This window comes from Protofrankia sp. CiT1 (assembly GCF_917627335.1).
In the GTDB taxonomy this organism is placed as follows: domain Bacteria; phylum Actinomycetota; class Actinomycetes; order Frankiales; family Frankiaceae; genus Protofrankia.
Genome location: NZ_CAKJTP010000106.1, coordinates 6,536 through 11,055, shown reverse-complemented (window position 1 = coordinate 11,055; position 4,520 = coordinate 6,536). Strand labels below are relative to the sequence as shown.

Here is a 4,520-nt window from a genome sequence, read left to right as displayed (position 1 = left end):
TGCTGCCCTATCCGGTGCCGCCGTCGGCCGACGCGGCCGGATCCCGCCGCGGCGCAGGCTCGTCAAGCCGCTCTGGCGGTGCTGGCGGTGCCGACAGGCAGCTCGCGATCGGGCTGGCGGTGAGCTCCACCTGCCATGGCCGGGCGCCGCCCTTGCGCAGCAGCTCCGCGACGATCTCGACCGATGCTGGCGCCGCCGGTGGCGACCAGGCGAGCCGGCGGGCGAGGGCCGGCTCCAACAGGTTCTCCACCGGCATGCTCCGCTCGGCGGCGATGGCGCCCAGCTGGGCGCGTACCCGGACGAGCCGGGCTGCCGCCACCGGATCACGATCGGCCCAGCGGTTCGGCGGCGGTAGCCCGTCACCCCCGGGCGCGACCGCCGGCGGCAGCGTGTCCTCGGGCAGGCTGGCGGCTTCCCGCAGCGCGGTGAGCCAGGTCCGCGCGTTGCGGCGCAGCCGTGGGCCGGAGAAGATCGGTAGCCGGGTCAGGGCCTCGACGTCGGCGGGGTTGTTGAGGACCGCGTCAATGATCGCGCTGTCTGGCAGCACCCGGCCGGGAGCGATGTCCCGTTCGCGGGCGATCCGGTCCCGGGTCGTCCACATCGAACGGACCGCGGCGAGCTGGCGACGGTTGCGAACCCGGTGGATCCCGCTGGTGCGCCGCCACAGCTCCGGTCGTGGCTCACGGGGGGGAGCCGCGGCGATCGCGGCGAACTCCTCGCGGGCGAACCGCAGTTTGTCCTGGGCCGCAAGCTCGCCGTGCAGCGCGTCGCGCAGCTCGATGAGAAGTTCGACGTCGAGCGCGGCATAGCGCAGCCACGGTTCTGGTAACGGCCGGGTCGACCAGTCGGCCGCTGAATGTCCCTTCTCGAGGGAAAAACCCAGCACTTTTTCGACCATGATCCCCAGCCCCACCCGCTCGTAACCGAGCAGCCGGCCGGCAAGCTCGGTGTCGAACAGCGCGCCCGGACGCAGACCGAGCTCGGCCAGGCAGGGCAGGTCCTGGCTGGCGGCGTGCAGCACCCACTCGGCGTCACCGACGGCCTGCTGGATGCGGACGAGGTCGGGCAGCGCGACTGGGTCGATGAGGTGGGTGCCGGATCCGCGGCGGCGGATCTGGACCAGATAGGCCCGCTGGCTGTAGCGATACCCCGATGCCCGCTCGGCGTCGAAGGCCACCGGGCCGTTCCCGGCGGCCAGCCGTGCCGCGGCCGCATGTAGCGACGCCTCATCGACGATGACGGGGGGGATGCCTTCGGACGGCTCCAAGAGCGGCCGAGCGTGCTCCGCGCCGCCACCGGGATCTTGGTTTTGCTGGTGCGATGAATCCGGAACCGTCGACGTCACGATCGGCGATCGTACGTCCGAAGCAGGCGATGAGCAGGGCGCTCGGGCGGACGCGGCCCGACTAAATCGGTGTGGGTTCGTGATCGGCCTCGAGTTGAGCGATTAATTGTACTGCTAGTATCCATTTAAGTACGGAGAGTTCTCGACTGTGCCTTGGGAAGAGTGACGAAGATAACTGTCATGATCATAAATTCGGCTGGGTTCGCGGGGACTGCTCAGCCGCGGCGGGATGGCAGGGGCACGACTCCGCAGAGCCGCGGTGGCAGGCCGGCCATGGCGGTGAGCAGGTCCGCGAAGGCGTGCAGCTGGGCCACGGCCTCCGCTGGCCGCCAGCCACGGCGGCCAGCGGCACCGGTCGTCTCGGCCCAGTCCGGTGACCATGAGCAGCGCAGTTCCACGTCCGAGCTGTGACCGTCCGCCGCGAGAACACCGAACCGCCGCGAGTTCGTGATGGTCACGGTGCCGCCCAGCGCACGGTATGCGGCATGATTCGCCTCCAGCGCCTCGCACAGCCACGACCAGGCGACTTCGGGCAGGCACGGGTCTATCGCGATCTCTGTGTCGACGGCCGCTCGGGCATAGCAGACGAACCTCGCGGTGCCCTCCCAGGCGCTGTGCCCAGCCGGATCGAGAAGGAGGATCAATCGTCCGGAGGCCGCTTCGTCGTCGTCACGGGACAGACCACCGGCGATGGCGAACGCATACGGCGCGAGTCTGGCGGGCGCCTGGATCTCATGCAGGGTGATCTCTGCCGGAGCCCGCCCCAACGCGTCCCGTAGCGCGGACGTGGCGGCCACGAAGACCGGCGGCGCGCCCTCCGGAGACAGCGATGCGCCCATGGACGTCACGTTAGGACGTCCTGACCGTACGCGCGCGACAGCGGTCGGGCGACCGGGTGACCGGCCCGGACCCGCCAGAGCCGCCGGCCGGCCGGCCGGTCAGGCGACATGGCGCGACCGGTGCCGGATCGGCTGGCCAGCGAACCGGCGCGGCGCTCGCGCGGATGTCCGCTCCGGCCTGGCGACGATCTGTCGCGGGTCGACGAACAGCGCTGTTCCGCAGTCGACGCATGCGCGTTCAGGACAGTCCATTCCGTGTCCGTCCACGCATGGTGGCTGCTCGAAACCGCGCGTGTCGCCGCACTCGGGGCACACCCGCTGGGTCAGCCCGTCAGCGCCCGCATGGGCCTGTTCCACCCGAACACCACTCCTAGGGCACGTCCCGTCAGGAGGGCGCGCGTGGACATCACGGACCCTCTCGTCCCATTCGGACCGTCCCTGACGGTGGCACGGACCAGCCGCAGAGCCACGTATTCGGGCTCGGCGTGTCGTGTATGTTCAAGTGTGTTCAGGTGGATACTTTTAGTGAAAATGGTGGATTGTGGGCGCTCTTAGGCCGCGGGGGTGCTTCCGGGCGCGGTCGGTGCGGGCGCGGCCGAGCTGTCCGCGGGCGTCCGTACGCGGCCGGCGACGGGCGGGCGCAGCCAGCGGCGTTCCACCGCATAGGGAGCGATGGGCAGGACGGCGGCGCCGAGCGCCAACAGCGTCTTCGACACCGGCCAGCGGTGGTCGCGGGCGACGGCGATCATTATCGCGCAGTAGGCGAGGAAGAGCCCGCCGTGGATCGGGCCGAGTACCCGGACCCCGCCGGGGTGGCCGGTGCCGTACTTGAGCGCGGTCGCGACCAGCAGGAGGAGGAAGGACGTCGCCTCGGCGACCGAGAGAACCCGCGCGGGTGCGAGCATCCGCGCGTCGCCCTCTTCGCCGCGGGGGCTATCGGCAGTTGGCATGTCCTGGCCTCCACGGTGCCTGTTGGTGCCCATCGCGGCGTAACCCCCCGGTACGGATCCGCTGGGGAGCGGCCGCGGGCGGATGTCCGCTACGTCAGGTCGGTTCACGGTCTGCCACATCTTTCTACGTCACGTCGAAGATAGTCGCGACCGGGAGGCCTGCCACGGCCGTTGTCGCGGGCTTCATTTTCCATTACTCTTCGTGAGAACTTCGTCCCCCCTGGTGGGGCGTGACCGATGTCGCGGCGATTGAGGTCGCCGTCTGCGCAGCGGGCGCGTCCGGCATGCAACCATCGAGTCCATGTATTGCGTAGCGGTGCCCGGGGGTGAAACCTCGGGCGCGTCTGTTGGAGAGCCCGAACCGCGCGATGCGCTGTTCTTGCGGGCGTGTCGAGGCGAGCCCACCGAGCGCACGCCAGTGTGGTTCATGCGGCAGGCCGGCCGCGCGCTGCCGGAGTATCGCCGGCTGCGGGCCAACATCGCCATGCTCGACTCCTGTCGCGATCCAGCCATGGTGACCGAGATCACTCTGCAACCGGTGCGGCGTTTCCGCACCGACGCCGCGATCCTGTTCTCCGACATCGTCCTGCCGCTTGTCGCGATTGGTATGAACATCGACATCGTCGCCGGTGTCGGCCCGGTCGTCGCGGATCCGATCCGTGACCGAGCGGCGCTGAGCAGGCTGCGGCCAGTCACCGGCGATGACGTGCCGTATGTGGCCGACGCCGTCCGCACGCTCGTCGGCGAGCTCGGGCCGATCCCGCTGATCGGTTTCTCCGGCGCGCCGTTCACCCTTGCCAGTTACCTGGTCGAGGGCGGTCCCAGCCGGACGTATGCCCGCACCAAGCAGCTCATGTACACCGAGCCACGGCTGTGGCACGAGCTGCTGGGACGGCTCGCCGACATCGCCATCGGCTACCTGCGGGTCCAGGTTGAGGCGGGCGTCAGCGCCATCCAGCTGTTCGACTCGTGGGCCGGTGTACTGGACGAGGTCGACTACCGCCGTTATGTGCTTCCGCACAGCGAGCGCGTGCTTGCCGCATTCGCCGATGCCGGCGTCCCGCGCATCCACTTCGGGGTGAACACCGGCGAACTGCTCGGCGCCATGGCGGAGGCCGGCGCGGATGTCGTCGGGGTGGACTGGCGGGTCCCGCTGGACGAGGCCGCCCGGCGGATCGGCCCGATGCGTGCGGTCCAGGGCAACCTCGACCCGGCCGCCGTCTTCGCGCCGGCGGACGTCCTGGCGGACAAGGTCCACGACGTGTGCGTCCGTGGTGGCAAGGCCGGCGGCCACGTGTTCAACCTTGGGCACGGAGTGCTGCCCGAGACCGATCCTGGCGTGCTCGCCCACATCGTGGACCTGGTTCATGCGGCCTCCCCCGGATA

General features: G+C 70.1%; 4 protein-coding genes. 1 reads left to right on the top strand and 3 read right to left on the bottom strand.

All coding sequences use genetic code 11. The features are described 5' to 3' along the window. Nucleotides 1–7 precede the first annotated feature (7 nt). From MJ785_RS15660 to MJ785_RS15650, 3 genes are all read right to left on the bottom strand, one after another. Nucleotides 8–1,345, bottom strand: a complete 1,338-nt coding sequence (locus MJ785_RS15660; RefSeq protein ID WP_239381501.1) for an HRDC domain-containing protein — start codon at nucleotides 1,343–1,345, stop codon at nucleotides 8–10. Nucleotides 1,346–1,560: 215 nt separating this feature from the next. Next, nucleotides 1,561–2,184, bottom strand: coding sequence for a DUF3000 domain-containing protein (locus MJ785_RS15655; protein ID WP_239312628.1), 624 nt, complete (start codon nucleotides 2,182–2,184; stop codon nucleotides 1,561–1,563). Nucleotides 2,185–2,735: 551 nt separating this feature from the next. Continuing rightward, on the bottom strand, nucleotides 2,736–3,134 hold the full coding sequence (locus MJ785_RS15650) for a DUF3817 domain-containing protein (protein WP_239312624.1): 399 nt from the start codon (nucleotides 3,132–3,134) through the stop codon (nucleotides 2,736–2,738). Between the two features lie 301 nt (nucleotides 3,135–3,435). Here MJ785_RS15650 and hemE point away from each other — a divergent pair. Further along, the coding region (hemE, locus tag MJ785_RS15645; protein WP_239377295.1) for a uroporphyrinogen decarboxylase at nucleotides 3,436–4,520 on the top strand (1,085 nt) is incomplete at its 3' end.